Source organism: Candidatus Nitrosopumilus sp., from assembly GCF_029882185.1.
In the GTDB taxonomy this organism is placed as follows: Archaea; Thermoproteota; Nitrososphaeria; order Nitrososphaerales; family Nitrosopumilaceae; genus Nitrosopumilus.
On sequence record NZ_JAOULD010000008.1, the window covers coordinates 17,535 to 43,577 of the forward strand.

Annotated in this window: 29 protein-coding genes, 1 tRNA gene and 1 other RNA gene; 16 read left to right on the plus strand and 15 right to left on the minus strand. The window is 33.8% G+C overall.

Annotation, left to right across the window (positions count from 1 at the left end):
- Positions 1 to 2: 2 nt before the first annotated feature.
- The gene (locus tag OEW78_RS03825) at positions 3 to 419 is read right to left on the minus strand and encodes an SRPBCC family protein (protein ID WP_300324326.1); all 417 of its coding nucleotides are present in this window, start codon (positions 417 to 419) and stop codon (positions 3 to 5) included.
- Between the two features lie 175 nt (positions 420 to 594).
- Here OEW78_RS03825 and OEW78_RS03830 point away from each other — a divergent pair, with 175 nt between their 5' ends.
- Together OEW78_RS03830 and OEW78_RS03835 are read left to right on the plus strand one after the other, a co-directional pair.
- Entirely contained in the window at positions 595 to 792 is a 198-nt protein-coding gene (locus tag OEW78_RS03830) for a hypothetical protein (protein ID WP_300324329.1), read from the plus strand.
- A 40-nt stretch (positions 793 to 832) separates the two neighbouring features.
- Positions 833 to 1,162 carry a tRNA-binding protein gene (locus tag OEW78_RS03835; protein ID WP_300324332.1) on the plus strand — a complete coding sequence of 110 codons (330 nt, stop codon included), beginning with the start codon at positions 833 to 835 and terminating at the stop codon, positions 1,160 to 1,162.
- A 51-nt stretch (positions 1,163 to 1,213) separates the two neighbouring features.
- Here OEW78_RS03835 and OEW78_RS03840 read toward each other — a convergent pair whose 3' ends face one another.
- Positions 1,214 to 1,774 (minus strand): TATA-box-binding protein, encoded by a 561-nt coding sequence (locus OEW78_RS03840; RefSeq protein ID WP_300324335.1) that lies wholly within the window; start codon positions 1,772 to 1,774, stop codon positions 1,214 to 1,216.
- A gap of 144 nt (positions 1,775 to 1,918) precedes the next feature.
- Here OEW78_RS03840 and OEW78_RS03845 point away from each other — a divergent pair, with 144 nt between their 5' ends.
- A complete protein-coding gene (locus tag OEW78_RS03845; protein ID WP_300324338.1) occupies positions 1,919 to 3,040 on the plus strand; it encodes a DUF1512 domain-containing protein in 1,122 nt (373 codons plus the stop codon).
- Complete coding sequence (locus OEW78_RS03850) at positions 3,037 to 3,219, plus strand: hypothetical protein (protein WP_300324341.1); 183 nt, start codon at positions 3,037 to 3,039, stop codon at positions 3,217 to 3,219. Before OEW78_RS03845 ends, OEW78_RS03850 begins: the two co-directional genes overlap by 4 nt.
- 142 nt (positions 3,220 to 3,361) lie before the next feature.
- On the opposite strand, the gene map is transcribed toward OEW78_RS03850, so the two are convergent.
- Positions 3,362 to 4,258 (minus strand): type II methionyl aminopeptidase, encoded by an 897-nt coding sequence (gene map, locus OEW78_RS03855; RefSeq protein ID WP_300324344.1) that lies wholly within the window; start codon positions 4,256 to 4,258, stop codon positions 3,362 to 3,364.
- Positions 4,259 to 4,515: 257 nt separating this feature from the next.
- Here map and OEW78_RS03860 point away from each other — a divergent pair, with 257 nt between their 5' ends.
- The 7 genes from OEW78_RS03860 to OEW78_RS03890 all read left to right on the plus strand — a co-directional run bounded on the left by OEW78_RS03860 (position 4,516) and on the right by OEW78_RS03890 (position 10,754).
- Entirely contained in the window at positions 4,516 to 4,647 is a 132-nt protein-coding gene (locus OEW78_RS03860) for a hypothetical protein (RefSeq protein WP_300324347.1), read from the plus strand.
- The gene (locus OEW78_RS03865) at positions 4,637 to 4,783 is read left to right on the plus strand and encodes a hypothetical protein (protein WP_300324348.1); all 147 of its coding nucleotides are present in this window, start codon (positions 4,637 to 4,639) and stop codon (positions 4,781 to 4,783) included. Before OEW78_RS03860 ends, OEW78_RS03865 begins: the two co-directional genes overlap by 11 nt.
- Before the next feature lie 192 nt (positions 4,784 to 4,975).
- Positions 4,976 to 6,157 (plus strand): hypothetical protein, encoded by a 1,182-nt coding sequence (locus tag OEW78_RS03870; RefSeq protein WP_300324433.1) that lies wholly within the window; start codon positions 4,976 to 4,978, stop codon positions 6,155 to 6,157.
- 198 nt (positions 6,158 to 6,355) lie between these two features.
- Positions 6,356 to 6,432: transfer RNA gene (locus OEW78_RS03875), tRNA-Pro, on the plus strand.
- Positions 6,433 to 6,574: 142 nt separating this feature from the next.
- Complete coding sequence (locus OEW78_RS03880; RefSeq protein ID WP_300324350.1) at positions 6,575 to 6,820, plus strand: hypothetical protein; 246 nt, start codon at positions 6,575 to 6,577, stop codon at positions 6,818 to 6,820.
- Positions 6,821 to 6,958: 138 nt separating this feature from the next.
- Complete coding sequence (locus OEW78_RS03885) at positions 6,959 to 10,228, plus strand: lamin tail domain-containing protein (RefSeq protein WP_300324353.1); 3,270 nt, start codon at positions 6,959 to 6,961, stop codon at positions 10,226 to 10,228.
- Between the two features lie 34 nt (positions 10,229 to 10,262).
- Positions 10,263 to 10,754 carry a DUF367 family protein gene (locus OEW78_RS03890; protein ID WP_300324356.1) on the plus strand — a complete coding sequence of 164 codons (492 nt, stop codon included), beginning with the start codon at positions 10,263 to 10,265 and terminating at the stop codon, positions 10,752 to 10,754.
- Here OEW78_RS03890 and OEW78_RS03895 read toward each other — a convergent pair.
- On the minus strand, positions 10,751 to 13,204 hold the full coding sequence (locus OEW78_RS03895; protein ID WP_300324358.1) for an ABC transporter substrate-binding protein: 2,454 nt from the start codon (positions 13,202 to 13,204) through the stop codon (positions 10,751 to 10,753). The two genes, OEW78_RS03890 and OEW78_RS03895, sit on opposite strands and share 4 nt — an antisense overlap.
- 81 nt (positions 13,205 to 13,285) lie before the next feature.
- On the opposite strand from OEW78_RS03895, the gene OEW78_RS03900 reads away from it, so the two are divergent.
- Positions 13,286 to 13,939 (plus strand): hypothetical protein, encoded by a 654-nt coding sequence (locus OEW78_RS03900; RefSeq protein ID WP_300324362.1) that lies wholly within the window; start codon positions 13,286 to 13,288, stop codon positions 13,937 to 13,939.
- On the opposite strand, the gene OEW78_RS03905 is transcribed toward OEW78_RS03900, so the two are convergent.
- Genes OEW78_RS03905 through OEW78_RS03915 form a run of 3 tightly spaced genes read right to left on the minus strand, consistent with a single transcriptional unit; the run spans position 13,923 to position 16,211 of the window.
- Positions 13,923 to 15,671 (minus strand): DUF2070 family protein, encoded by a 1,749-nt coding sequence (locus tag OEW78_RS03905; protein WP_300324365.1) that lies wholly within the window; start codon positions 15,669 to 15,671, stop codon positions 13,923 to 13,925. The two genes, OEW78_RS03900 and OEW78_RS03905, sit on opposite strands and share 17 nt — an antisense overlap.
- Positions 15,672 to 15,678: 7 nt before the next feature.
- Positions 15,679 to 15,843 (minus strand): preprotein translocase subunit Sec61beta, encoded by a 165-nt coding sequence (locus OEW78_RS03910; protein WP_014964817.1) that lies wholly within the window; start codon positions 15,841 to 15,843, stop codon positions 15,679 to 15,681.
- Positions 15,844 to 15,878: 35 nt separating this feature from the next.
- The gene (locus OEW78_RS03915) at positions 15,879 to 16,211 is read right to left on the minus strand and encodes an autoantigen p27 domain-containing protein (RefSeq protein WP_300324370.1); all 333 of its coding nucleotides are present in this window, start codon (positions 16,209 to 16,211) and stop codon (positions 15,879 to 15,881) included.
- 104 nt (positions 16,212 to 16,315) lie between these two features.
- Between OEW78_RS03915 and yciH the strand changes: the two genes are divergently transcribed.
- Both yciH and OEW78_RS03925 read left to right on the plus strand, forming a co-directional pair.
- On the plus strand, positions 16,316 to 16,624 hold the full coding sequence (gene yciH, locus OEW78_RS03920) for a stress response translation initiation inhibitor YciH (protein ID WP_014964819.1): 309 nt from the start codon (positions 16,316 to 16,318) through the stop codon (positions 16,622 to 16,624).
- A gap of 6 nt (positions 16,625 to 16,630) precedes the next feature.
- On the plus strand, positions 16,631 to 17,620 hold the full coding sequence (locus OEW78_RS03925) for a CPBP family intramembrane glutamic endopeptidase (RefSeq protein ID WP_300324373.1): 990 nt from the start codon (positions 16,631 to 16,633) through the stop codon (positions 17,618 to 17,620).
- Here OEW78_RS03925 and OEW78_RS03930 read toward each other — a convergent pair.
- From OEW78_RS03930 to cofD, 3 genes are all read right to left on the minus strand, one after another.
- Entirely contained in the window at positions 17,609 to 18,517 is a 909-nt protein-coding gene (locus tag OEW78_RS03930; RefSeq protein WP_300324376.1) for a TFIIB-type zinc ribbon-containing protein, read from the minus strand. The genes OEW78_RS03925 and OEW78_RS03930 overlap by 12 nt on opposite strands.
- A 106-nt stretch (positions 18,518 to 18,623) precedes the next feature.
- Entirely contained in the window at positions 18,624 to 19,262 is a 639-nt protein-coding gene (gene cofC, locus OEW78_RS03935) for a 2-phospho-L-lactate guanylyltransferase (RefSeq protein ID WP_300324379.1), read from the minus strand.
- A gap of 1 nt (position 19,263) precedes the next feature.
- Positions 19,264 to 20,184 carry a 2-phospho-L-lactate transferase gene (gene cofD / locus OEW78_RS03940; protein WP_300324382.1) on the minus strand — a complete coding sequence of 307 codons (921 nt, stop codon included), beginning with the start codon at positions 20,182 to 20,184 and terminating at the stop codon, positions 19,264 to 19,266.
- 116 nt (positions 20,185 to 20,300) lie between these two features.
- Between cofD and OEW78_RS03945 the strand changes: the two genes are divergently transcribed.
- Positions 20,301 to 21,668 (plus strand): hypothetical protein, encoded by a 1,368-nt coding sequence (locus tag OEW78_RS03945; RefSeq protein WP_300324385.1) that lies wholly within the window; start codon positions 20,301 to 20,303, stop codon positions 21,666 to 21,668.
- A gap of 191 nt (positions 21,669 to 21,859) precedes the next feature.
- Here OEW78_RS03945 and rnpB read toward each other — a convergent pair.
- Positions 21,860 to 22,138, minus strand: an RNA gene (rnpB, locus tag OEW78_RS03950) — RNase P RNA component.
- 33 nt (positions 22,139 to 22,171) lie between these two features.
- Positions 22,172 to 22,801: a class I SAM-dependent methyltransferase gene (locus OEW78_RS03955; RefSeq protein WP_300324388.1), complete on the minus strand. Its 630-nt coding sequence runs from the start codon at positions 22,799 to 22,801 to the stop codon at positions 22,172 to 22,174.
- 411 nt (positions 22,802 to 23,212) lie between these two features.
- On the opposite strand from OEW78_RS03955, the gene OEW78_RS03960 reads away from it, so the two are divergent.
- Positions 23,213 to 23,347, plus strand: coding sequence for a hypothetical protein (locus OEW78_RS03960; protein WP_300324391.1), 135 nt, complete (start codon positions 23,213 to 23,215; stop codon positions 23,345 to 23,347).
- Positions 23,348 to 23,497: 150 nt separating this feature from the next.
- On the opposite strand, the gene OEW78_RS03965 is transcribed toward OEW78_RS03960, so the two are convergent.
- The 3 genes from OEW78_RS03965 to OEW78_RS03975 form a co-directional block, all read right to left on the minus strand.
- Positions 23,498 to 24,712: an NAD(P)/FAD-dependent oxidoreductase gene (locus OEW78_RS03965; protein ID WP_300324394.1), complete on the minus strand. Its 1,215-nt coding sequence runs from the start codon at positions 24,710 to 24,712 to the stop codon at positions 23,498 to 23,500.
- A gap of 48 nt (positions 24,713 to 24,760) precedes the next feature.
- Entirely contained in the window at positions 24,761 to 24,970 is a 210-nt protein-coding gene (locus OEW78_RS03970) for a hypothetical protein (RefSeq protein ID WP_300324397.1), read from the minus strand.
- Positions 24,971 to 25,239: 269 nt separating this feature from the next.
- The gene (locus tag OEW78_RS03975; RefSeq protein WP_300324400.1) at positions 25,240 to 26,001 is read right to left on the minus strand and encodes an SDR family oxidoreductase; all 762 of its coding nucleotides are present in this window, start codon (positions 25,999 to 26,001) and stop codon (positions 25,240 to 25,242) included.
- Between the last annotated feature and the right edge of the window lie 42 nt (positions 26,002 to 26,043).

A 26,043-nucleotide genomic window follows, 5' to 3' on the forward strand; every position in this document is an offset into this window, starting at 1 on the left:
AACTATCTCTCAATTTCTTCTTTTATGCTTTGCATGGCCTGCTCTGTTCCACTTTTGATGTGCTTTTTTATCATCCCTGTAAACATGCTCATCATGCCAGTTAGTTTGATATCCCAATGTGTTGTGAGTTTAGTTTTTTCACCATTGGATGTAAGTGATATGATCTTTTTACCATCAATGATTCCTTTGGTGAATATCGCTTCAATTTTTTCTTTGGGTTGAATTTTGACTTCTTGTAAGCATTTTTGGTCTCTGAATGCTATTGTCACTTCTCGTTTGACTATGCCTGCTTCTTTAGAAATATTTCTCACTTCTTTGGTTCCTTTCCAAAACTTTGGCTCGTTGTCGATGTCTGATACAATATCCCACACTTTGTCAATATTTGCATTAATCTCAATTTCAACATCAATTGTAGTCATGTTCTATATCCATTTATGTCTCGCATTAAATATATTAGATTCCCACAACATCTCAAATAGACTGTGATGGGTAACATGCCTAAAATCCGGAACATTAACTCCAGTTCCAATGGCGTTTGCCATTCTTCCGTCACAGTCACTTAAAATTTGAAAGAAAATGAAACCCACAAAATACATGCCAAAAATTGAAACCTTGGATGGTGCAGGTTTTTGGAAAAATGCATATGCTCATCAACGAGGGAAATTATTGAATAAAGTCAACGTTCCCGAAGATCAAATTGTTGAACTAGTTAACAAAAAATACATGGAACTTCCTGCCGCTTTAAGATATGAAATTGAAACCAGTGGTATTAACAAAAAAGATTTACAATGACATTCGAAATTCATTTTAACGGGAAAAATTAGAGGTTAACATGTCTACAATATCTTATGATGATTTTGCAAAATTAGATCTTAGGGTCGCAAAAATTATTTCAACTGAACCTATTGAAGGCAAATCTCGAATCATTAAAGGTACCATTGATTTGGGAAATGATGATCAACGTGATGTAATTATTGGCGGTGCACAATACTTTGAATCTGAAGACATTGTGGGAAAAACAGTAATTGTTCTTACAAATCTTGAACCTAAAAAAATAGCTGGTATAGAATCAAATGCAATGTTATTGGCAGCAGATGTTGATGATAAACCATTTTGGTTGACTGTTGCAGAAGATGTTCCTTTAGGAAGTCCAATCAAATAATCAATACAATAAAAATTAAAAATTTATGAAAATAAGTTTTGACTTACGATGTTAATCATAAATCATTAATTCTTTTTCTTCTAATAATGCATGTAGGTTATTTACAGAACGATATACATCTGGTTCTTGTTTAGCCCCGGTACACACTAACTTTCCTGATGAGAAAAGCAAAATCACTGTCTTTGGGTCTAGCATTCTATGGATAAGTCCTGGAAATTGTTCTGGCTCGTACATACTTCGTGGCAATGTTCTTGCAGCTTGCTCTAAATGGATTTTTCCACCAAGATTGATTGATGCTACAATATTTTGAATTGTGACTACTGCATCTTTTTTGACTTTGATGCCTCCTTTTCGAAGTTTTTGTACTACTGTTTTTACTGCTTTTCTGGCCATTTCTTCAGATTTTGAACCAGTACATACCATTTTTCCTGAAGTGAAAATCAACGTTGCAGTTTTTGGGGTTTTTAATCTGAACACTAATCCTGGAAATTGATCCGGGTGATATTCTACATCTGGAAAAGTCTTTGTGATTTCATTCAAATCCATCTTTTGCATAACGTCTGCTGAGGCTACAACATTTTCTACACTCACGATAGGTTTTGTTTGTGGCATATTCGGCTTTTTTTGTATTTTAACTATAATAAAAGCACTCGCCATTAATCAGCCACAAAACCTTTTTTTTGAATTCTTTACTGTAATCTGATCTTTGAAACAGGGACGAATGCTTTAATTTGGTTCTGAGAGTTGTTGATCCTAGTGAATTTTACAAATTTTGATTTTGATCAGTTGTTTTCAATGAGTGATGATTCCAATCCTCTAATGATGCTCATATGGATTCTTCCAATAATTCTCTTCGTATTTTATGGACAACAAATCCAGCTCTTTGTCACATCAAGAGAAATTAAAAAAGGAATTGAAAAATTGAACAGTTTTCGAGAAGAATCCAAAAATGAATTAATTGATTATCTTCAAAAAAATCTCAAAATACAAAACGACTCTTTAAAAAAAATTGATCGGTTTTTAGATTATTTTACCATTATGCCAGTTGACATGGATCCTAATGGCATTGTTGACAAAGTGCAACACACTGTTAGATCTAGAGAAGATTACACTCGAGATCATGTAAAAGCAATGTCTCCTGGAATAAGTGATCTTGAGTTGACTAAAGTTCAAACTTTACTTGAAATTGCATCCTCGTTACAAATGATATACAAGATTATCAATCACATGTTCTTGACTGCTAAAAAACAGAACAACTATCCTTTGATTTTACCATTACAAATGATTCTTCCTTTTATCATGGAACAAGCAGAAGCTATGAAAGATGCAATTCCTGCATTCAAATCTGGTCAACCAGTGGGTGACGGAATTGGACCTATGGTTGTTGGGAAAATGATGTTGGAACATAAAAAAGAAAATATTGCATTTCAAACATCTCTTACAAAAATTGATTTTGAAGGCAGAAAATTATTTCTTTTAAAAGCTGAAGGTCCTGGGTCTACTGTTGGAAGGCCTGCAGATGCCCTTGAAGCAATCATTTCAGAAAACAAACTTGATGCAATAATCATGATTGATGCTGCACTGAAAATGGAGGGTGAAGATTCTGCAATAACTGCTCAGGGCTTTGGTGCAGCTATTGGAGGTATTGGTATTGAAAGATTCCAAATTGAGGCAATTGCCACAAGTAAAAAAATCCCAATATTTTCTATTGTTGTAAAACAATCTATCAAAGAAGCAATTACTTTGATGACTAAAGAAATTGCTGATACTGCTGAAGATGTACGTGGACAAGTCTTTGAAATGATTCGTGAAAATACCACTTCTGGTCAATCTGTGTTAATAATTGGTGTTGGAAATACTGCAGGAGTTCCACAATGATCTTTTCAAAGAAAAAAATTACAACTGTATGTACTGTAGAACAATGCGTTAAATGCGGCACATTGACAAAAAGGAAATTTCATGACGGTGATGTGTTGTTCAAGGAGTCCTCAAAATGCAATTCATGTGATGGGTTTACAAGAATTGAGAAAATATTTGGTGAAACTGTTGAGCAATAATTTTAGATTATTCTGTTTTGTATTTGATATTACATGATGGACAGAACCATGATGTTTGTTCTCTTGTTCTCTGAACATTATTCCTTCACACTTTGGGCATGGTCTGATTTCTTCACTCAAATTTTTCTACCTGATTTAATACTCATTCTGAACTAGTAGTTACTGTAACTCCGTTCTCATTTGGAATGAATGTGTGCTCTGCTTGTGCTACTCTTTGTTCGTTTATTTCTATTAGCACTGGATATGCCTGAACAGCTTTTTTCTTTACTAGGAAATCTATTAATTCTCGTGCCTTCTTTTCTTCCCATTCATCTGTTAACCATCTTAGTGCAAATGGTAACATGTTGCAATTTTCCCAGATGAAATCTAACATTTTATCTGCTTCATCATTTTTTGTTTTCTTTCGTGAATTTAATGCAAAAATATTTTTTGTTTGACCGTTTCTGACAAATCCTCCTCCTTGCTCTGTTGTCACAAATGGTTCGCATGCATATGCTGAATTCTCTGAAAGTGTAAATCCTCCAATTGACCAAATGTTTGGAATTGATTTTCCTGCATGAATTGTATATTGATCCAGTGAATGGCCACTTAGATTTGCAATTGGTTTGAATCCCATTTTTTTTATTGTTGTTTCTATAGTTCTCCCAATGTCACTTGCTTTGACTCCTGTTTTTATCATTGACATTGCATTTGCTAGTGCCTCTTCTGCAGCTTGAACTAGTCCATCAAATTGAGCATCATAACATACTGTTACTGCAGTATCTGCAATGAATCCATCAATCTGTGCACCAAGATCAATTTTTACCAAATCTGTATCTTTGATAATAATTGGGTCGTTTGGTTCTGCAGTATAATGTGCTGCAATTTCATTAATACTTGCATTTACTGGAAATGCACATTTTGCACCTCTTTTTTTAATTTCTCCTTCTACTTCCTCACAAATTTCATAAACAGATTTGCCTACCCAGTCTTTTACTCTGACCATTTCTCTTACCTCTGAAGCAATTTTGCCTGCTTTGATGTATTGTTCTGTCTGCACGATTTCGATCCTAGGTTTGCCTTTAAAATGATTATCTGTTGATGCTACGAAATTTTACACTTATTCGTTTCTTATTACTATGAATTTTATATTGTCCATGTCATACATCCCACATACTATATCTAGGAAAGAGTTTCTAACGGAACGTATTCGCAGTCAACAATTATCTAAAGTCACTTTAAATCAGTTTGACTTTTCCTTTTCTCTTTTTTTCTAATATTCAATACGCTTAAGTTCAAAATTGATGTATGTAGTATATGGCAAAACTAACTAAATCCAAAGCAAAACAAATTAACAAAAACAACAAAACAGTACCTAAAAATCTAGAGAAGAAACAATATGATGAATCTTTAGAAGAATTAAAGAAATCTATAAAAAATGACCAATGAAAAAAGAATAAAACATTTTACAAAATGCACATTTTGTGGCAAGTCTGATCATGTAGAATATTTAGCTGGACTCGATTGGTTTTGTAATAAGAGATGTCATTATCATTATAGGCATATCAATGATGCAGGAAAATAGGTGCATATTTCTCATTTTTCTAAATTCTTTTGAGAACAGACAATATGCTTAAGTTTGTGATAAATTTATGAACATATGATATGAAATTAGAAGAAGTTTTTGGAGTTAGTAATTACAACTTGTCTACATATATTGAAAGAAAGGAAATAGATGATTGTTTTGAAAATGCACTAACAAAAAAGACAACTAGTCATTTATGGCTCTTCAAAACAAGGTAAAACTACTCTTCTAAACAAGCATATTGAAAATAAGAATATTGTAAAAGTCCAGTGTGACCCATCTGTAACATTATCTGAAATTTATAAAAGAATTCTCGATAGACTGAATGTTGAAATTCAATCGTCTGCCACGAATGAAATTAGTGATAGCAGGAATTCTAAATTTCATTTTAATATCAAAATCCCTGGGTTTGCTGAAGCCGGAGGTGAGATTTCTAAAACAGTTGGAGAAAAAGAATCTACTACGCAAATTGTAGTAAATGTATCTAATGCCCAAGACGTAGCTGAATTAATAAAAAAATATTTTCCAGAAAAAATTATTGTATTGGAGAATTTTCATTATCTCAATGAACAAGAACAAGAGGCATTTTCATATGATTTAAGAACCTTTCAGGATATTGATGTAAGAGTAATAATTTTAGGAATTTGGAGAGAAAGAAACAGATTAACTCAATACAATGGAGATTTACAAGACAGGATAGTTGAATTACCAGTTGAACCTTGGGAAAATTACCATTTAATGCAAATAATTAGTTTGGGAGAACATTCCTTGAATATCGACATGAGTAATGTACGAGATAGTATTCTTAATGAATCGTTTGGGAATGTTGGTGTGTTACAAGAATTATGTAGGAAATGTTGCTATATTGCCGGTATTGTTGAAACAGGAAGTAAAAGAAATGTATTATCTGAACATTTAGCCAAAGCTATTCTTGAGAATGTTGATGATTATGCATCACGATTTCACAGATCACTTGAAACTTTTGCTGCTTCTAAACCTCGACAATCTCAAGATGGTGGTAAGGGAATGGGAATGCCGTTTTTTTTCATACAGGTTTTTCTTTCATCATTTCACCCTGATGAAATTAGACAAGGGTTATCAAGATCTGATATAAAAAATGCCATGAAAAAAATTCATCCAAATAATGACAATCAACAATTTGATTCTGCTCTAACTGTTTTTCTTAATAGAATTGGCACATATCAAAAAAACAAGAGAATCAATCCTCCTATCTTTGATTATGATACTAATTCTAGACGTTTGAATATTATTGATCCTACATTTTTCTTTTTCCTGAAACATCATAATCATGATGACTTTTTAGCTAGCTTGAAACTACCTGAGGGATATGCCCGTTCTGGGGGATCAATCTGATTTTAGATTTTAATAATGTTTGAAAATCCCACACGATTAATCTTCGATATTTTCCAGGTGACTATATAAGATAATTTAATAAATTCAGCAATATGTCTCATTTTTATTTAATCTTATGAAAAATGATGTCTAATAACTTCAAAATTCAGTCAATTTAATATCTGTGAAGCTTAAATTGGGCGATTTTATGGATTTGTTGGGATTGTGGTCTAGCTTGGTATGATTCTGCGTTTGGGACGCAGAGGTCGGGAATTCAAATTTCCCCAATCCCACCATCATCATCATCTTATTATCAAATCATTTTCTAGTCTAATCGCCGAGCAATGAGGAAGAGTTAGAGTAATGACTTTGAAATGAAGTAAACTAATGAGTCTGAGCTCCGGCATGTTTTTATGAATATTTTCATTCTTTGGATTATTGAAATTTGAGAGACGTGACATAATTTTGATTGTGGGTATTTTCCTTGTTGTTTTAGGGATTACTCAATACATCCCTTTTCATTATTCTGCATTGATTGGCTTGGGTGTATTTTTTACAATCAAAATGTATGTGGAAAAGAGAAAACAATCCATCACAAATGCTGTCGGTGATGGAATATGTATGGAATGTGGTTCTAGAATATCTCATAAAAAATGCCCAAAATGTGACTATTCCCAAGAATAATTCCTACGTATGCCTTAATACTGAAAAATAATGTTGATTTTTGATGATTTTAAGATATCTGACTTTAACAACTAGCTCAACTTTTCCTCAATTCCATTCTAAAATGAGTCTATTAGATAATCAAATTAGGAATATACAATGAATCGTACCTTGCCTCTAGTATTTGCTGTACTTTTTTTTGCAGGAATTCTAGCACCTGCATATGCTCAAACTTCTGAAAATGTGGTAATCAATGAAGTAGATATTAATCCTCCTGGTGATGACTCTTTTTCTATTTCTGAGTGGATTGAGTTACACAATCCAACTGATTTTGATATTGATTTGAGTGGATGGAGTATTGCATCTACAACAGCTCTTAAAAAAACAATGACTATTCCATCTGGCACTGTTATTAAATCAGGACAATTCCTGACATATTCTTATCAAAGTCTTTGGTTTACTGATGTAAACGAATCCATTGAACTTCGAGACGAAAATAAAATTGTAATTGACAAGACTCCTTTCATAACTGATCTGAAAAACGATTTTACTTCATGGCAAAGAATCTATGATGGATTTGATTCTGATAGTCCTGATGATTGGAAATTTGTAACTTCGACTGCTGGTTCTTCTAATGGAAAATTAGTAAAAACACAAACTTCTGATGATGTCCGTATCACTGCTTCATCTGCAAAACCCTCTTATCTCTTTGGAGAAGTGGCAACAATCTCTGGAAGTGTTTCTAAAGAAGTATTTGTTGTAAAACCTTTCTTTAAACCTGAACAAATTGTAATTAATATTTCTGGTCCTAACTTTGATAAAACTGTAAATCTTTACCCTGATCTTAATCTGAATTACAAAACCACTCTCAGTCTACACCAAGTCTTGGGAATTAATCCTGGAAATTATGATGTAACTGTAAGTTATGGGACTGCTACTGCCACTACTAGTTTTTCAGTAGGGTATGAAATAACTGAAAAGGAAACAAAACAAAATCCAGAGTTAAGCATTGTTACTGATAAATCACAATATATTCCAGGACAGTCGGTTTCTATAACTGGATTTGCAACTGACATTATTCCTTTTGTAGGGATGAAATTTACTGTTACTGATTTTAATGGAAATTTAATTTCTAATGGAAATCTCTTCCCTGTGGATGGCAAATTCAAAACTAATTTCTTCATTACTAATGTAAATCCTACATATGGGACATACACTATCGCTGCTGAATACTTTGACAGATCTGCATCTACCACATTTGAAGTTGTAAAAGATTTGAAAGAAGATGTTCCTATCTCTTTGTGGGCAGATAAGAAAGCATATGGTTTAGGAGATGAAGTTAAAATCTCTGGCAGGTTGAACAAAGTTTTTGTCGGCACTCTTGATTTAGAAATTATTCAGACTAAACAAACCTCAATTCTAAGCTCATCTTCTGGCAGCACATCTGGATTTAAAATTCTAGACAGTCTGACCGTCAAAGGTGATGGCTCTTTTAATTACTCGTTTATGATTCCAGATAATTCTCTTAGATTAGGCGATTATAGAATTTCTGTATCTAAAGATATTGGCTCTGCAAAAATTATAATTCCTGTTGTAACTGATCCTGAAAACTTTGTCCCATCTGATAAGCCTTTAACGGTTACAATGGATATGGACGTCTATGAATTTGGCGACACTATGAAGATTAGTGGTAATATAAAAGATCCTTACAGCAATTCCAGCTATGGCACCGGCGCAGGAGTTAAAATTTCAATTTCTCATGAAGATGGCACTCCTTTGGAAATAACATCTTTATCAAAAAATGAAAATGTGTCTGTTGGGTATAGTTTTTCCGCAATTCCTGAAACTTCAGGACGGTATTCAGTGCAAGTAGATGTGAGCAAAAACATATTTGCTGTAGGAAATTATGTTGTAAAATCACAATACCTTGGTCATACTGTGACTGATACTTTTTCCATTGAGGATTCTCTTGATTTGAAAGATGGACCTGTGATTACACTTGACAAGGAAGTATATGGATTGGGAGAGACTGTCCATCTGAATGGGGTCATTCCTCCAATTGGTGATAATTTCATTAAAATCTCAATTACCAAACCTGATGGAAGTGTAAGCAATTCTGGCACAACTGTTGAGAATCAACGTTTCTCTTGGACTTGGGTTACTCCGATAAGTGAAAAACCTGCAATGCTAAAAATTGACGTCCTTGAGAGGGATGTAACAAAATCTAATTTTGGAGTATATAAAATGAATGTTGCAACTTCATCTAAAAATGTAGATCTTTTCTTCAAAGTTTCAGCAGATCCAGAAAATGACTCTTTGTCTAAAACACCTTTGTTTGTATCTTCAGAAAAATCCCTGTATAAAGCGGGTGAAAAATTAAAGGTTGTTGGAAATGTGATCAAACGTCAGCAAGGCAGTGAAGGTCTTGTGGTGCCTGAGAGAGTGACAATCAAAATACTTGATGGCAAGTTCCCATACAAACAAATCCATGAATCATCTGTTTATCCAAATCAGGGTGGATCTTTTTCAAGTCTTTTTGAATTGCCTGCAACTGTGTTCAGTGATGGCCTCTATAAAATAAAAGCATCATACTCTAAAGCTGTTGCTCAATCTGAATTCAGTGTTACAAACGACTTTGTCTTTGGTCTTGATGAAGATGTAACTCTCTTAGTATCCACTGACAAGTCTGAATATTACCCTGGAGATGTTGTTTACATTAGTGGTAAACCTAACAAACTGATTTATTTAGAATTCTTTGATGTAAGTATAGTCAAAAAATCTGGAACTGAGATTACCTGTGGCTCATTTGTTTGTGGAACTCATACCGGTCCTGTATCATCTATTCGTCCTAGCCCTTCTGGAACTTTTACACATCAATTTGTTATTCCTGATAACCCTTCTGCAATTGGAACATACGAAGTAACAGTTGATGCTGATTTTGAGAAAAAATCAATCAAATTCAATGTTGTTGAAAAACCTCTTATTGAAAAATTAAACACTGTAATTGAGAAAGAAAATAGACTGCCTGAGAAATTCATTTCAATAATTACTAAAGATAAAATTTCTGATGGTACAATAATTTCACCTAGGGTGATTTCAGGCTCTTTAATCACTCCTATTAGAGGAGATGAATCTAATGTCAATCTCAAAGTGTCTGCACCTTCTGGAACATGTATAATCGGCCCAAGTGCTGATTGCTTGGTAAAAGATTCTACTAGGGAGCAAGGCCAAATTTATGACGTTGTAGATGTGGATGGAATAAGTCTCAAAGTAAGGTATAGTGGTCCTGATGTTCGTCTAGAAAAATTCAGCATTTTGCCTGAATCCTCAAATGCATTTTTGCCTGATGCTAACTGGAATGTTGTAGTACTCAAAGATGACCAAGTTTCAAGATTTTATTATAAAGTAACATACAAAACTCTAGAGTAAATTCAAAATACTCTGAATTTTATTCTTCATTTACATGAAATTACAAGTTTTGATGTTTTATCAAGACGATCCTAAAAAATGCACAGCTGCTAAGATGGTGAAATTTGGTCTTGCACAAAATATCAAAAAAATTAGCTCAAAAGGATTAGTTTTAGATCCTTTTTCTGAAAAAACATTGCTTCCAAAAGATAAATCTGCAATTCGCTCTATTGTTGGAATTGACTGCTCTTGGAATCTTGCTGAACAGGCTTTTTCTAAAAATTTTTCAGGGATTAAAAGAAAACTTCCTCCCCTTCTTGCTGGTAACCCTGTAAATTATTCAAAATTAAATAAATTAACTACTGTTGAAGCATTGGCTGCATCATTATTTATTTTGGGTTCTAAAGAACAATCTTTGGAATTGCTTGACAAATTCAAATGGGGGCATACATTTTATGAACTCAATCAAAACCTTTTGGAAGAATACTCTAAACTTGAAAATGAATCTCAGATAGAATTAATTTTAAAAGATTATGGGCTAATTTAGTTTCTTTTTTTTAGATATGTTGCAATTCCTAAAATAATGACTATTGGTAATACCCAAATCCAATATTCTGGATTGTTTTTAGAAAATTCTATATTGTCATTGCTGCTTACAGGTAATTCCAAAGCACTGTCTGTCACAATGAAACTTGATTCATAAAAATCAGGCTTTAAAACTGAATTTGAAATTGCAAATATTTTGATATTATTTGTCCCTATGCCTAATTTTTTGGTGTCTTTTGGCAATATCTCGATGACTGTGTTTGCTTCTTCAACCTTCTGTGTGTCTGAAAGAACCTTCTCTCCTTTACTATTTGTCAAAAAATATAATATTGAATCTGAATTTTCTGTCTCAACTGTTAAAGTGATTCCTTTATCTCTCTGAATAGAATTACTTATGTCTATTTTTTGAATTATTGGAAACTCTGTTTTTTCAAAACTTTCCCATTCTCCTTTTTTGAATGGATATGAATCATCATCAAATGCTGATACTTTGATTGTTCTTGATTCTGGGGAATATGATTCTAAATAGAATGGACCATTGCTTATCACTGCATGCTGCTTGGCTTGAATCCATTTTATTGAAGAATCGTATCTATTTTGGTAATATTCTGAATTTTGATTATCTCCCTTTAATGCCTCAGGAATGTATTTCTCTTCTTTGAATTCTTGCAAATATTTCTTAATCATATTTGCATCATTAGGAATGATCAACGATGCCCAGTTCACATTTTTACTGGTGGCCCCTGATCTTGAAAATGATATCTTTCCGTCCGTTACTGCATTTTCCATGGCAGAGGTGATTTCCCAAGGTATTGAGCTCCATAACACTGCCCATTCTGCAATCTCTCCTTTATCAAAATGCCAATAATCCACATACACTTCTATGGTGTCTTCATCAATTTGGTTGATTCCTCTGATTGTCTGCATGCTCTGGGCAGCTCTTGGAGTAAATTCTGTATCAAATGATTTGTCGTTTTCATCTATCTGTGTTCCCCATTCTATTGTAAAATATAATGAATACAAAATATCTTTCATGTCCATTTTTTCTCCATTGTGCCAATTACTGAATTTAAAATCAAACGTAACTTTGCTCGTGGCCTTTGCATTTTCCTTCACTTTTTCCCATTTTTGTATTGTGGGTTCCCAAATTTTTGCCTCTTGTGGTATGTCTATTTTTTCATCTGGTCCATCTGTTTCAACTTTCCATGTTGCTCTTACAGGAAATGTTTCTCCTGTGAATGGATGTTTGAATGTTGCAGGATCTGAAATTATTCCCCATATGTGTCTGCTATAACTATCTGTAAACCCCATGATTGGATTCCATGCCCCTTGATAGATTTGCTTGACTCCTATTGTTAGTTCATCATGATTGCTTTTTGAATTAATTGGGGTGAATCTACTTGGAACTCCTGATCCAAAATCATTCACAATTCCGCTGACTTTTTCATTTGCAACATATTGATCTATTTTGCTGGCCAAAAAAATCCTGACTGATTCATTGACTCCTTCAGTGACTGCTTCTTGAATTAATGCTGTTCTCTGTTCTGCAGTTTTAAAATCTCCTGTGTAAATTTTCTGTGTTAGTGAATCTAATTTTTCATTTTTGTAATTCCAATACGATGGATCATTGAATCCTGGCATATTTGAAAACCAAGGAGAATACATTTGCCCCAGTCCAACTGAATCGTATCTTACAAATGCAGAACGTCCCCATCCTTCTGTATACAAATTCCATTTTACATCTGATGGGTTTGAACCATACACAACAACAAATGCTTTATTCAAATCCCCAAAATCTTTTTTCACCACGAATCCAATTTTTTCTAATTCTATAGATAGGATCTCTCCTATGGATTTTCTTACAGGGTCGTCACTTCTAATAAAAATTGTAATCTCTATTGGAATTCCATCTATCTCCCATTTTTCATTGTTTTTGATTGCTCCTCTGTCTTCCAATGCTCTGGAGATGATTTTTTCTGCAAGTGTGGGATTGTATTTGAAATTAAATGTCTCTAGTTGTTCTACTACTGTTAGATATTCTGGATCTGATGGACCATAGTATGAAATTATTGGAGATCCATACCCTCCCATCAATTCATTTATGATTAATTTTCTGTCAACTAGATAATTTACCGCAAATCGGATGTCTTTGCTTGAAAACGGATTGAATTTTTCTGACTGTGCAGGATTAATCAGAATACTGTAGGATCCTCCAGTTGAATCAAAAACCTGTAATCCTTGTATGTTTTGATTGCCTTCTAATCTGTCTGGTGATATTGTATAATAATACAAGTCTAAATTCCCATTTCGTACTTCTTCTAATGCTGTATTTTCATCAAGATATTGAATGAATTTCACTGAATCAAAAAATGTACTCTTTTCTGCAAATGATTCATCATACATTGTTAATAATACTAAAAAAGCTAGCATGATTACTAGCATAATTTTCATGTCAATACTTTCAAAACCATGTAATAAAACCTATATCATAATACCCTGATATTATTAGCTCCTAAAACCTATATTTCTAAATTGACTCAAAAATTACAATTGAAAATTCATCCCAGAATGATTATTGGATTACAAGGAATTATCCCTGGTGGTGTATCTGTAAAAGATTTTTCTGCTGTTACAAAAATGAATTCAAATGATTCTAAAATTATTCTAGATGAATTTATTAAAAATGATATTGGAACAAAGCAAGATGATTCTTATTTTTTTGAAGTCGGTGATAAATTAAAAATAGCAGTGGCTTTGCTTGAAAGAGGATTTCCTATAGATGAAATTTCAATTGCTTTGGATTGGAGGGATTTTGAAGGACTAACTGCTGAGATACTGTCTGAAAAAAATTTTGCAGTTTTGAAAAATATGATGCTAACAAAGCCTAGAATGGAAATAGATGTTGTGGGAATTAGATTGGGAATTGCAATTTTAATTGACTGCAAACACTGGAAACGATATAGTACTTCTGCCTTGTCTACTGCTGTCAAAAAACAAATTGAGAGAACAAAACAATATGTTGCAAAAACTCCTGGCGCTATTGCAGTGCCTGTAATTGTGACTTTATATCAAGACAAAATTGATTTTATAGAGAATGTCCCTATAGTTCCTATTTTTCAATTTGGATCATTTGTTGATGAATTTTATGGCAATATTGATCAAATGAAGACTATAGGAACAGACTAGTAACAAAAAATATCACGCCTCCAATTACAAATCCTTTGGTGATTTTTAGAGAATTATCAAGCGCTTTGGAATAATCTTCGTAAATTCCCTGTCCCATCACTTTAACGTCTGATTCGTTTTCTAAAATTTCAAATTTTGCCTCTGCAATGTTTTCTTCTGATTTCTTTGCAATTTCAAAAAACCATTTTGCTAGCTTGTCTGCACTTGTAATCAGTCCTAATTGATAGTACCCGTTTCTGTTTCTTGCCTTTACTGGTGCATAATGTGTGTCTGATGTGCAAATTTCAAATAGATGATAGTCCCTCTTTGCAAAAATTTCTATGATTTTCTCTCTGACTCCATTCTCCATGTTGTTAGAATCTGCCCATCCTAGAAAATATTTTTTTCCATTAATTCTAAAACAAATAATTCCCAATCCTCCCATTCCCAAATCTTCTGTCCATACATCCATTTCATCCGTATTGGCATAGCCGAATTCTATTGGAAAATTGTCTTTTGTAATAAGAGAATCCAAACATGATTTGGCAGCTTTTAACATGTCTTCCCCATCTTCTTTTGAAATCTCTTCTCCCATTGCATTATGACAATCTACAATCATAGTTCTTGCATAGTTTCGATTTTTTGCATACTGGACAATTTCTGTCATCATATAACTTGGAAGATCTTCCATACCGTATGGAGATAATGATAAAAACAATAATGGATTATTTTCAAAAAGTAACCCTGTTACTCTAGCTTTGTTTATTTGAACTGTAACTGGTTCTGTACATTTCATTCCTTCTTCTCTTACTTTACTTTTCTCTAAATTCTTCAAATACCTTTCAACCTCATTTCTTGATGGGAGGTTTAATGCATGATCTGAAATACTATGCATGATCATAGCTGATGATGACAAATTCTTGTAAATCAAATATGGAATATTACTTCCCCCTACAGGATGATATGGTCCTGGATGTATTCCTGGCAGTACCATTCTAAATTCTTTTTGTCCTTCTTTGGGTGTAAATTTTATCTGTGATGTAGATACTTTGGTTTCATTTGAGCGTTGTTCCATCAACTCTTCTGCATCTTCAAAATCATTTCCTTGGGATGCAAGATATGCTTGAATTGTTTTATGTGTGCTTTCCATTCCTGGCTTTCCTGCCCTGTCTGTTAGAACTGACCATACACTTGCAATGATCATAAAAGAGACTCCATATCCTAATCCTATTGGTTCTGTAAGTATTGAAATCCACATGTTTTGAGGAATTAATACTAGATACATTGCTAATGGTTGAATCAAACAAATCGCCCATGCTTTTTTGAGACTAACTCCAAGTGTTGTTGTGTAGATTCCTATTCTAAAACTCGCAAAAAGTAAAATCCCAAAAGTTATGAAAAACAATTCCATGTCTTTTGATAAAACAATGCTTGAAAGTATTCCCATCAAAAGTGTAACTGTCAATAACATATTTCCAAAAAGTGACGAATGTAGTGATTTTGAATATTCTTTCTTTTTTGTAAATCGTGTGTCTAGTAATTGTGTTAAATATAATACTCCTAACGCAATTGGAAGTCGATACCAATTTTCATCGAATCCTAAATTTCCTAAATATCCAAAATATATTGTTAAAACTGATACTGAAGCTACTATTAGTGAAACTATTAATGAGAAATAATGTGATGATGGATTAACTAGGGTAAGGGAGAATCTATTGTGTATATTTGAAACATTGTCTGGTGATTTTTCCATTGTTTATTCACGGAGCTAGAAACAAATCAATTATCCATGAAATTGCAATTAAACTGATTGGAATTGACACTACGATTTTTGGGTCTAGTTTGAATCCTTTTGTCTCATCTTCAAAGAATCTCATGAGACCTCCACTAGATGCTGGAAGTGGTGCTGATTTCTTATCTGCCATTACAATTCGTCCTCGCGGATTTTAACATAAAAACTTTATTGTTTTTTCTTTATTTTCTCCATCGTTTCTAACAGAGAGTTGATCGTTTTGAGGATATTTTGCTGTTTTTCATGATCTTCTTCAAGTTCTAACTCTTTTGTTAACATCTTCATCTTTTTTTCCAGTGTTTTTTCTATGGTTGGTGATGTTTCTTCTAATTGATTTTGTTTAGGGATCTCTTTTTTTTCTGGTTGACGCCCGCAACCAATACACAAAGCATATCCTTCTTTCATTACTCTGACTCCTTTACAATATGGACAAGGTTCACTGAGTAATGTTGCCCCTTTTAGTAACATTTCTGCAGCTTTTTTTGTAAGATCCTCTGTCATACTATTTCATCAATTTTCTGTTTAAAAAATCCGATTATTTTTCATTTTTGAAATATATTCAAACAAGGCTTAATAGTGTGAATAATTGAAATTATTTCGAACGAATGGCAGTAATTTGTAATACTTGTGGTCTTCCAGAAGATTTGTGTGCTTGTGGTGAACTTGCCAAAGATAGTACTAAGATAATTATTCGATTAGAAACTAGACGTTTTAAGAAAAAAGGTACTATGATTGAGGGATTAGATCCTAAATTAAATAATTTGGAAACTGTTGCCAAAGAACTAAAAAACAAATATGCTTGTGGGGGAACTGCAAAAGAAGGATATATCTTCTTACAAGGTGATCATAGAGACACCATAAAAGATACTTTGATAAATTTAGGATTTGCAGAAGATACTATAGAACTTCATTAGAACGAATTGCAAAATTCAAATAAATTACTCCAATCAATTGGAATTCCTTTTGCTGCATTACTCTCAGTTGTATTTGGCTTACTTCTCGTATCTTTTCCAATTGGAATTTTCGTAGTTTTTGAAAGTGATATTGGAGACGATATCAATTATGAATATCCTTTTACTCATCTGGATCTTTTTGTCGGTACTGATTTCTATCAAGCCCCTATCGATGTTAGCATAGGTGATGTGTTTGTTGTCTTGTGGGTTTTGTATCTTATTCTTTTTGTAATTGCGATACTTGGACCAAAACATAATTTTTTGAAAACACTCACTCCAATAATCTCCTTTGGTAGATATGATGATAGACTAAACTATATGATTGGCGTAACAAAATGGTTTTCAATATTAATTTTAATTTCTGCCTTGATTAATTTTGTACAAGAAGGCTTTGGAATTGAAATTGTGCCTCCTTTAGATGACAATGATCTTATTCAGTTCTTTTATGTCAGCCTTGCTCCTTTAATTGAGGAACTTGGATTTCGCCTCCTCTTAGTTGGAATCCCTTTGTTTGCTTTGTATTCTCACAAATCATCATTGAGATATTTTTTCACATGTTTGTGGAATCCAAATTTTTTGCATATTTATGATTCAAAAAAAGCAATCATTTTGATAATTTTTGTAGGCATTCTTTTTGGTTTCACACATGTTGCCTTTGGAGATTCGTGGAGTGAAGGTAAATTTGCGCAAGCTACTGCTAGTGGAATTATTCTTGGTTGGGTCTATCTTAGATATGGATTTGTTGCATCTCTTTTGATTCATTGGGCTACAAATTATTTTATATTCTCATATGCAAATTTCATCTCTCAGATAAACATGATTTCTATTAATGATGCTTTTTCTCATTCACTAATGTCTACTTTAGAATTGTTGCTTTTGATTTCAGGTGCATTTTCACTATGCATTTTGTTTGTAAATAGATTTTATTCTAAAAAAGAACTTGACTTAGAGATTTAGTGCCACTTTCAAACCTTTGTATCTATTTCTAATTGTCACTTCTGTTACTCCTGCGGCTTCTGCTACATCTCTCTGTGTTTTGTTTTCACCATTTGTCACACATGCTACATAAAGTGCAGCTGCAGCTAGTCCCATAGGATCTTTACCTGCTGAAATTTTTTGCTCTTCAGCAGTTTGCAAAATTTTTGTTGCTTTTCTTTTTGTTTTCTCTGATAGTCCTGCTTTACTTGCTATTCTTGAAATACATTTGACTGGATCAACAACTGGCATTTTCAAATTTAATTCTCTTAACAATAATCGATAACATCTTGCAATATCTTTACGTTTGATATTGCTTGCTTGACCTATGTCTTTCAATGTTCTCGGTGTTTCAGTATCTCTACATGCTGCATAAAGTGCAGATGCAATTAAAGCTGAAATTGAACGGCCTCTTACTAGACCTTTTTCTAATGCTTTTCTGTAAATGTAAGCTGCTTTCTCAATCACTGAATCACCTACTGCAAGCTTGTCCTTCAGTCTATCCAATTCACTGAATGCTTGTCTAAAGTTTCTGTCTACTGGTTCATGAACTTGACTTCTACTATCCCATGTCCTTAGTCTTTCAATTGTACTTTTCATTGCTGCAGTTAGCGGCTTGCCTGTTGCATCTCTGTTTTGTGGATTGATTACAGTTGCAAGTCCCATATCGTGCATGGCAAGTGATGTCGGAACGCCTGCCCTGCTTTTACTTTCCCCTTCATTTGAAAATGATCTCCATTCAGGACCTGATTCTTCCACTTTGTCGGTAACAACAAATCCACATTTTCCACAAAAATTTTCTCCAGTATTGGCATCTGTAACTAGAGTTCCTTTAGCACATCTGGGACACCTGTCTTTTAGATTGTTTGTTTTAACCATTTTTTCTCTCAAAACCTTTTATGATGATATTTAAGATTTTCTAATTCATCACTTATAAGTTTGCTGTTATATATGCATAAATTTTGTTTTGTAATTTTTTAATATTTTATTTTGATTCCAAGATTTTTTTAATTTTTTCTGAAATTTCTGGTTTTTCATTTTGCTCTAAGAGGAATTTTAAATCTTCTTTATTATCTACATCCCACATTATTCTCTTTACAAATACCATTGCAACATTGAGTGTGTGTTCTTTTGCAGTGTTCATATGAATTTTGTAACTATCTTCATCATAATGGGTTTTCATTAAATCTACTGGCATTCTTGCCAATGCATTTGTTCCATCAAATCTTCTAGATGGAACTATTATTGCGAAATTTGGATGCATCTTGTAATTTAGCATAAAATCAATATCTTGTGTTTTGATAAATGGTATGTCTTGAGGAAACACAATTGATGCATCAAAATTATTCTCTAAGAGATATTTGTCTGCCAATGCAACTGCACTGTTTACACTTTCTTCATCCTCGTCTCTTATTGTAATTGTATTATATTTTTCTGCTATGGCTATTGCCTTTTCTTCTTTTGTGATCATAATTGTTTTTTCAATTTGAGGTGATATAGATAATGTGTGCAAAATTTCTTCTAACATCACTTTGCACAATTCTTCTACTTGTTGTGGAGATAAATCTAAACGTGATTTTGCTTTAGAGAAAGTCTTTACAGGAATTATTGCTGCTATTTTCAAATTATACGTGTACTTGTTTTAAAATGAAATTTGCTAATGCATCTTCTGCCAACTTGTTTTTCATGGTGATTTTTGTTTCAAATACTTTCATGTCTAAGCTTTGAATTTTCTTTGTTAGCATTTTATCTTTGGTGTCTATTATGATGTTTGAACATACATCGGAATACATTTTTGCTAATCCATAAGCATTTGATTCAATTCCGGCAGCTTGCATGTATTTTGCTGCTGGTCCACTAATTGCATCGTCTCCAATCAATGGGCTAATTGCTACCACTTTTTTCTTTATTTTGGATAATTCTTTTCTAATTCCTTTAATCTGTAACATTGGACCAATTGATGTTAATGGATTTCCTGGGGCTAAAATTACCATGTCTGCATCATGAATTGCGTTTACTGCTTCAGGGTTTGGACGAGCTTTGTCTGCTCCAATATACTGAATTCCTTCTACTGGATCTTTTCCCCTGTGCTTGACCCAATATTCTTGTAAATGTAGTTCGCCTTTGTCTGTTGTAATTCTTGTTTCAATACTGTTATCTGTTACTGGAATGATATTTGCACTTACTGCAAATTTTTCACACATCCACTTTGTAATGTCACTTAGATTTTTTCCATTTTTCAACATGTTAGTTCTAATCAAATGTGTTGCAGCATCTCTATCTCCAACTCTGAACCAAGTCTCTTCACCAAAAACTTCCATTTGACGTAAAAAGTTAAATGTGTCTTTTTTCATTCCCCATCCTCTTTCCTGATCAAGTAAATCTGCTAATCCATATACGATGGTATCGATGTCTGGACAAACATACAATCCGTATAGCCAATAATTATCTCCGACATTACTTATGACATTGACTTTGGATTCTTGGGCAACTAATCCTCTTACTAGTTTGACCGATCCTGTTCCTCCTGCTAAAACTGTAATCATATCATATTTCCTCTAAAACTATTATCCCATATTTGTCACTCAATATTACTTTTTCAAAAACTGCCGATCTGGCTAATTGGGATAAGTTTATTACTGTATTTTTACGGATTTTATTTGTGTCTCGGGCTGTAATTATGTCTGTTTTGCTTGCAACTTTGATTGTTGTTGGTACCAGTACTCCTGCTTGGGCTGCACAATTAGATGCTAGAATTAATCCTAATACTGAAACATCTCCTTTCAAGATGACTTATCTAAAAACAGTCTTTATTGAATATCCTAATGGAGGAAATCTTTTTGATGAATTACAAGGAAAAGAATGGACTGTATCTGGATCTGCTGACACATCAAATCCTGGAGTAGAAGATCTTTTACATCAACTAAATCGTGGAATTGCCAATGATGGAAGTCAGGCACAAATTGATGATTTGAGTGTGTCTTATGATTTTCATCTAAAAGCTAGAAACATCAATACTTCTATTGACTATCGTGTAATTTTAGAAGGAACCTTGACTGATTATGTAATTACAAAAGATTCTCAAAGAACTCTTATCGATTTGGGGTGGAGAGGATTAACAACTGATAAAGAAATTACAATCGATGGCGTTGAAATCAATATCCCAATTAATATTCTAAGAGATTATGAACCTGGAGTTTATACTTATTTTGCAGGAACTGAAGCCGAAGAAGTTTTAGGCAAACATCTCATTGATGCCGATTTTATTTTAGCACAACCATTGACTAACTGGCACTTTTTGTTTGATCCAACCGGAATCAACGTAGATGCTGGAACCTTTGGATTAAGTGAAGAAATTGCAGGATTTGTTGTTTCGTCTTGGACTATGGGTGAAAGTAGTCTTAGAGAGGGAAGACAAGTTGAAAGAGTTTTCGAAGCTGAAATAATGTCTGATGAAAGATATGTTGTTAGAAGTGTCCAGTCTGCTGATCAAGGAAACTTGGCTGCAATTGGATTCGGTGCTTTAGATATTTTAGATGGTGTTGAAATTGCGGGCGTAACTCCAACCCCTCCTGAGGATTATATGACCACCTCTACAGGTGATTTCCCAGTAATGATAGTTTATGGAATGGCAGGTTTGGCTGCTGTTGCAGGTATTGCATTTTTCTTTGTTAGCAATAGATCACTCAAAAATGAGCAACAAGGACAACAAGGAATTGATCCTAGCAGATTAGTTGGGTATCAAACTAGTGCTTCTTCTGGAGGTTATCAAACCAATAGAGGTGAGGCTCAGCTTAGAGATGATACTGATTACCAAAAAACACGAAGTGTATATGAGAACACTGCTCCTCAGGAAACAACTACACCTCCCCCAACAATGGCTCATCGTGAAGAGGCTGCATGCGGCTGTGCTGCTTCAGCAGAAATGGGCTCTGAATGTGATTGCGCAATGCACGGCTCCTGTCTATGTGATGCATCCTGTGGTTGTTCTGCAGATATTTGTAGAGAACAAGTTCAATCAATGAGTTAGACAAGTCTTTAATTTGTATTTTCTAAAAATTTTCATTTAATTGTTAATTTATGAATTGTTCTGACGTGTCTATCCAAATGGCCTTGCCTGCAAGATGTTTTTTACAATGGGGACATTGAATTCTTTTCACCCTTATACTCATAATAATTATGAATTTCATATACGAATTAATATCCAAATTTAAAAAATATGTGTGCTGGGAGTAACCCTCCTTCTGTTTTCACGATATTTAGCTTTGCAGCCTACCTGAACCTAGTACAGGAACTTTAAGTTCTGTTTGGCTTTGCTCCATGTGGGTCGTCTTTTTCATTCCTTTTATGGAAACCTCAGGTTTTGCCATCACTGTGCGCCATATTGGATTTTTTTCTGCTCCGTTGCCAACCATCTCTGGTTATCTATCTCCAGATCACATTTCCTGTTTGGAGGGAGGAGTTTCCTCTGCCGTAGCAGCGTGTCGTGCTCCAGCTCACATGATTACTCTGTCTTGTTATTGAATTTGAATATTACTTTATGGGTTTTGTGCCTGTTATGAACAAAGTCCCGTATTCTCTCTTCCATTTTTTCTTATTTTCCAAATCTTTAACGTGTTTTGTTTTTATTACAAATCCTGCGTTTTGAAAAAGTATTTTCCATTCTTTTTTTGAATGAAGGTGCATCTGAATTTTCATCATTTTTGACCATTTTGCTGTCGCTTTGTTGTCCGTGTAAAAATCAGTACCGCAGAAAAATTTTCCTCCTGGCTTTAGCAATTTGTATATTTTTTCTAGTGCAATTTCGATAGAATCTGCATAATATAACGATTCCATTGAAAAAATAAAATCAAATTTTTCATTGTATTTTATTGACTCGATATCTGTGTAAAAAAATTCTTCTTTTTTACTGTCTATCTTTTTTTTAGCTTGAATGATCATTTTTTTGCTTTTATCAATTCCAATTGCTTTCTTACATTTTTTTTCTTTTGCGATTTTCCTTACTATCCAACCATTACCGCATCCTACATCTAAAAATGTAAATGGACTATCAAATGATATTGTTTTTAAAAATTTTAAAACATTTTTTCCATGCTCTGCTTCCATTAACTCTGCTCTTCCGTTTTGAGCCCATTCGTCAAAAGTTTTTCTAACTCTATCCATGTTTCAATATGTTCTTGTTTCCATTATAATATTCATCTTGCTGATTATTACATGAACAATTTCTTCGTGTTTCTTATATTTGATTTTAAATTATTTTTTTTGAAGAGAATTGCCTGATGAATCATGCCGAAATTGTGGTGGAAAATTATTTGAGAACACAAGATGTTCTGGATGCTTCAACCCTATTAGCATGATTTGTAATGATTGCATGAGGTGCACTCAAGAGCAATTTCATTCATTTTGTATGTCTTACCAGACCAACCAAACCAACACTGTGCCAACAATTGAGCCTGGCAACTGCTGTCAAGTAGTTGCCATGGCTTGATTTAAGAACTTGAAGAATGCCTCATATCCTGGATACCCAAGTTTTTAGTATGAGTATAGATTTGGATCCTTGTGAGCTGAATTCCTGTGGTTTTGAGCCTATTTGTAATACTTTTCATGCCTGCATATGCATCAGCACAAACTCTTGATATAATAACTATTTTAGAAAATTTTGGTAATTATGATTATGGTGAGGATCTTTTTGTCGATGTTTATGATTAAAAAGGTACTCTGATTGAAGGGATTGCACTAAAAGATAATTCTTCAGGATTGTTTACAGAAGTTTTGTCTCGTCCATTTGAATCTGGACTTTATGTTACTCAGCTACAATATCACGATGTGATTGTAACTGATTTCTTTAATGTGCGATAGTTATTTTTTCCCTTTTACCAAATTGAATAGTTGTCTTACTGCTAGTTTTGGATGACTAGTTGCAAGTTTTATCATGTTGGATAATCCGAAATCTGCTTTAATAAAATCTAGAAACTCTTCAGGTTTTAATTCACTGATAATATCTAGTTCTTTGTCCCAATCCTCATCTGTTAGCCCAATCCATCTGTCTTGTACTTTTCCTGCAGATTTTATTTTTGACTCGATTGCTTTTTTCCAATTCTCTTCATATTCTGATAATTTTTTTTCTGATGTGTCATTTGCTTTGATGGCTTTTGCTGCAACTTCTCCTGCTATTCTTCCAAATTTTATAGCATAACGAATTCCTTCCAAGACTAATGGATTTGCCTGTCCTGCTGAATCTCCGACCAAAATTAAATTATCGTAAACTGTTTTTCTTGAAAGCCCATCATTTGGAATTAATCCGTAGTGAAATTCTATTGGTTCAATTTTGCCCAAATCTGCAATTGGACCTTCTTTGTTTTTGATCAATTCTTTCAGTCTGGCTATTGGGTCTATGGGAGAATCTGGCTTCCCAATACCTACACCGATTCTCGCAATGTTGTCTCCTAATGGAAAAATCCATGCATATCCTGCAGGTGAGTATTTTTGTCCAACCATTAACCACCATGTGTCTGCTTGAACATGCTCTACCTTTGCTTCGTATTCTGCCCCTGCACCAAATCTTTCCCACTGTTCTACAAACCCCATTGATCTTGCAACTGTTGATTGAAAACCACTGGCATCAATGATCACTTTGCCGTAAAACTTAATTTCTTCTTCATGGCGTGTTGCCTTTACTCCGATTATTTTTCCTGATTCATTTTTTATTGCATCTTTTACAAAAGTATCTACAAAGATTTTAGTACCTTCAGATTCTGCTTGTGATGCTAACCATCTGTATGTCTTTCTTACATCTAGTACTGCGGAGCGAGCAACCGTATCTCCAATACTGACTTTGTTGTTTGGCGAATAAAATACAAAATTCTTTACTGGATTGTAACAGTCATCCGGAATTCCAAATTCTTTGATATTTTTAATCCATGTGACTCCGCTGGTCCTAACTGATTCTGCAATTGATTCTTCTTTTTCAATCATTGCTACTTTCAATCCTTTCTTTGAAGCTGCAAATGCTGCTGAAGATCCTGCTGGACCTCCTCCCACAATCACTAGATCATAATGATGTTCTTCAGACAACTGTTCTCAATCATAATGACCTAGGATATAATTTTGAGCTAGTTTTGACTATTTTTTTAGTACCGGGGTCCCTGTTGAATCATTTTCTCTTTCTGAATCAAAAGTTTCCATATGTGCTGGGTCTCTATGCATGTAACTATGAGTTGCCCCTTCTGTCTTTCTACAGAATTTTTCATGAATTGTTTCTTGTACTTTTAATGTGGTTTCGTTCTCATGAAATAGACGTTTTCCACAGTCCGGACACATAAATTCAGGCATAAATTCCGTCAACATTAAATCTATTTAGATGTTTCATGCATTTTGGGAATATTTTGTTCTTAACCCAAGCTTTAGATGTTTATCAATATCTGTAAAATCATGGATGAACCTGAACTTGGATCTTTTTTGATGTGGTCTGCAATAACTGGAATAATTATACTTGTTACTGGGTTTAGCTACCGCATGTATTCCAAAAAGAACAAGACTCGTCAATCTTGATTTTTAACGCACCTAGTTATTGAACAGTTACCTTTGCTTGATTTGTAAGATTATCCTTCTGAAGCTGTTTTTCCGCCATCTACATTCAAAATGGTTCCTGTAACCCAATTTGCTTCATCAGATGCCAAGTACAATGCTGCATTTGCAACGTCTTCTGGTTCTCCAACTCTTGCAAGTGGCAGTCTTTCTTCTAATACTTTCCTTGCTTGTGGATCATCCAAATATGGTTTGATCATTCCTGAATTAATAATTCCTGGGTTTACGCAGTTACATCTGATATTCCTTCTGGCATATTCTACTGCAATGGATTTTGTAAACATCGAAATTGCAGCTTTGGTGGATGAATATACTGCTAAATGAACTCTAGGAATTGCTCTTTCACTTGAAATTGAACCGACATTGACAATCGCTCCGCTTTTTACACCTGACATTTTTGAAAGCACTGCTTTTGTCATATGAAAAACACCTAACAAATTTACGTCAATCAATTTCTTAATTTCTGAATCTTTCATCTCGTGAAAATGCACTGGATCATTAATCGCACCTGCATTGTTTACCAAAATATCTATTTTCCCATAAGTGTCCATTATTTGATTTACTGCTTGCAAAACTTGGGATTCGTCAGTCAAATCACATGATATTGATACAGTTGAATTTTCGTTACCTATCTCTTTTCTAGTTGCTTCTAACTGTTCTAAATTTCTAGCAACAAGAATCACTCTTGCTCCTTCTTCTGAAAATCTCTTTGCAATTCCTTTACCTATGTCACTTGATGCGCCTGTAACGATAGCTACTTTTTCTTTTAATCTCATACTTTTCTAATATTCTTCTAACTTATAGAATTTTTGCTAAAT